At 56.1% G+C, this 1894-nt stretch carries 2 protein-coding genes; one reads left to right on the forward strand and one right to left on the reverse strand.

The window, feature by feature from the left end; translation table 11 throughout:
• Window positions 1-134 (reverse strand): hypothetical protein (locus ACIPLA_RS05245; protein ID WP_401172071.1); only part of this gene is annotated, 134 nt, incomplete at its 3' end.
• 330 nt (window positions 135-464) lie between these two features.
• On the opposite strand from ACIPLA_RS05245, the gene thiI reads away from it, so the two are divergent.
• The coding region (gene thiI / locus ACIPLA_RS05250; RefSeq protein WP_401172052.1) for a tRNA uracil 4-sulfurtransferase ThiI at window positions 465-1894 on the forward strand (1430 nt) is incomplete at its 3' end.

The following is a 1894-nucleotide window of genomic DNA, read 5'->3' on the forward strand; positions in this document are numbered from 1 at the left end:
TCTTCGAAGAAAGCTTCATCCAGCCCATCGCGAGCCGGCATGGTCACGTGGTGCTGAGTGCCTTTGGTGTCCGTGAAGCGCAGATCAATCCACTTGACGTCATGATCTTTGATGAGTTGAACCGACTTCGACATAGTGTCCTCCGGGTGGCTTCGGGCTTAGTAGTGGATGCCCTTAGAATGTGGGTGATGCCGGCGCGAATACTCTGCCAAGGCAACCTGCCTCACAAGGGAGCAAATTGCATGCCAGTGCCCCACCATGGGTTTTTTGCCCCAATATCACGCTTATAAAGGTGCAAAGCCTCGAAAAGCGCCAAACCTCGCCCTGTAATGTAGCGTCGAATTCCACAAATGACCTGTTTTGGTGCGCACAAAACCTTCTGCACATTAACTGGTTAAACCTTGAGCAATTTCCGCTATAATCCGCGCCCCCCTTTTTCGGCTGGCCCAGCGCGCGCTGTTTTCATGAAACTAATCGTAAAAGTCTTCCCCGAGATCACCATCAAGAGCCGCCCGGTACGGATGCGTTTCATCCGCCAGTTGGCCAAAAACATCCGTACCGTGCTCCGCGATCTGGACCCGGCTGTGGTGGTCAACGGTGTGTGGGACAATCTCGAGTTGGAAACCCGCGTCAGCGAGCCGAAAGCCCTGAAGGAGATGACCGAGCGCCTGAGCTGCATGCCGGGTATCGCGCATTTCCTGCAGGTCGATGAATACCCGTTGGGCGACTTCGACGACATCGTCGCCAAGTGCAAGCAGCACTTCGGTGACGCTTTGGCCGGGAAGATTTTTTCGGTGCGCTGCAAGCGTGCCGGCAAGCACGAATTCAGCTCCATGGACGTCGAGAAATACGTCGGCAGCCAACTGCGTCGTCAGTGCGGCGCCGCCGGAATCTCGCTCAAAGAGCCTGAAATCGAAGTTCGCATCGAAATTCGCGACAAACGGTTGTTCGTGATCCACAGCCAGCACAACAGCATCGGCGGTTATCCGCTGGGTGCCCTGGAACAGACGCTTGTACTGATGTCCGGTGGCTTCGATTCCACCGTCGCCGCCTACCAGATCATGCGCCGCGGGCTGATGAGCCATTTCTGCTTCTTCAATCTGGGCGGACGAGCCCACGAACTGGGCGTCATGGAAGTCGCGCACTTCATCTGGAAGAAGTACGGCAGCTCCCAACGCGTGTTATTTGTCAGTGTGCCGTTCGAGGAAGTACTGGGAGAAATTCTCGGGAAAGTCGATAACAGTCATATGGGTGTAGTTTTGAAGCGTATGATGTTGCGCGCTGCTTCCCGTATTGCCGATCGGCTGGAGATCGAAGCGCTGGTCACCGGCGAAGCGATTTCCCAGGTGTCGAGCCAGACGTTGCCGAACCTGTCCGTGATCGACTGCGTGACCGACAAGCTGGTCTTGCGTCCACTGATCGCCAGTCACAAGCAGGACATCATCGACCTGGCCAACGAAATCGGCACTGCCGATTTCGCCAAGCACATGCCGGAATACTGCGGGGTCATCTCGGTGAACCCAAAGACCCACGCCAAGCGTCCGCGCGTGGAGCATGAAGAGAAAGAATTCGACATGGCGGTACTCGAGCGTGCGCTCGAAAACGCCAAACTGGTGCCGATCGATCGCGTAATCGACGAATTGGGCCAGGATTTGCAGATCGAAGAAGTCAGCGAAGCTCTGGCGGGCCAGATCATCATCGACATCCGTCACCCGGATGCCGCTGAAGACGAGCCGCTGGAACTCGCTGGCATTGAGGTGCAGACGATGCCGTTTTATGCATTGAACGCTCGTTTCAAGGAACTGGACCCTACTCGCCAGTACCTGCTGTATTGCGACAAAGGCGTGATGAGTCGCCTGCATGCCCACCATTTGCTCAGTGAGGGGCATGCCAA

This window comes from Pseudomonas sp. NPDC086112 (assembly GCF_044746425.1).
Classification (GTDB): domain Bacteria; phylum Pseudomonadota; class Gammaproteobacteria; order Pseudomonadales; family Pseudomonadaceae; genus Aquipseudomonas.